This is a genomic window from Bartonella sp. CL162QHHD, assembly GCF_042195435.1.
In the GTDB taxonomy this organism is placed as follows: domain Bacteria; phylum Pseudomonadota; class Alphaproteobacteria; order Rhizobiales; family Rhizobiaceae; genus Bartonella.
The window spans coordinates 1-1,086 of the sequence record NZ_JBHIOG010000063.1 but is presented as its reverse complement, the minus strand read 5'-3'; the positions used below and the strand labels follow the sequence as shown (position 1 = coordinate 1,086).

Annotated in this window: 2 pseudogenes; both read right to left on the bottom strand. The window is 38.4% G+C overall.

Features of this window, described 5'->3' with window-relative positions:
- Positions 1 to 306, bottom strand: a pseudogene (locus ACFILD_RS06930) (hypothetical protein); the annotation flags it as partial.
- Between the two features lies 1 nt (position 307).
- A pseudogene (locus tag ACFILD_RS06925) lies at positions 308 to 1,086 on the bottom strand (hypothetical protein); the annotation flags it as partial.

Sequence of the window (1,086 nt, the reverse complement as noted above, 5' to 3'; positions counted from 1 at the left end):
CTCATCATCAGAATCACGTCCTGCCGCTGTGATCCCCGCAATCTCATCATCTAAATTAAAACTCAAACCATGCTTTAAAGAATTCCAAAAGGCTTCACTTTCACTTATTTCGGGATGTTCTGCTTCTTCCTCATAAGAATGGTTGTTATAGTCTGATATGTGTCCAATAATAGGATATTGATCATCATTCCAAATCTGACTATTTGAAGAGCGTTTATTATAATCTGTTATATGTCCAATAATAGGATACTGATCATCATTCCAAACCTGACGTTTTCCAACGTTATCATTCTTATGATTAAGCATTTTAGTATCTCTTTATTCTAATATTACCATCTGCATCTTGAATTTTTGTTCCTATCTCAAATTTAGCGCTCTCTTTGGGACTGGATACCTTCACAAACTCCATAACGCCTTTTTTCTGAGTATTATATTTATCAGAGATTTCTTGAGGGGTTATCTTCCCCGTCATCCAATCATGCAAATCAGTTTTCTGAAGCTTATTTAAAGCATTAAATGTTATTTCAAGATTTTCTAAAGTTTTCAGTAGCCCTTTTGTATTACGCGCAGAATCTAAAGAACCAAAGGTTGCTACCATCGTCCGACTTTCGTAATCTGATATAGGACCAACACTAAGACTTCCTCTAGGATCCATCGATTTTAAGCTCTCAAATACCGCCTTTAAAGCACCACCCTTAATCGTATCAAATAATTTTTCTAATTCATTCGCAGGAGTTCCTCCAATTCCACGCGTAGCCCACGCCTTAAACCCGTTAATCTTATGTTTGCGAATGAGTGCAATCGAATCACGAATAGCATCTATCCCAGCGTTCATCTGATGTTTTGTGGCAATAATATTTTTTTGCTTTTTACCCTCCCACTCTTTCTGTGCTTGTAGCTTCTGATTATACTCAAGTTCTTGTGGAGACCCCTTTACCGGTCTCATTTCGCGTTCACCAGTCTCTGGATTGGTATACCATTGAAACCCCTGACTTAACTTAGGAGTATCACCACCTGTTAGCATCGCACTAAGCATTTGAGGATTCCTTGCCATGACAGCAGCTTCTTCTTCGCTGTAGCCTTTGG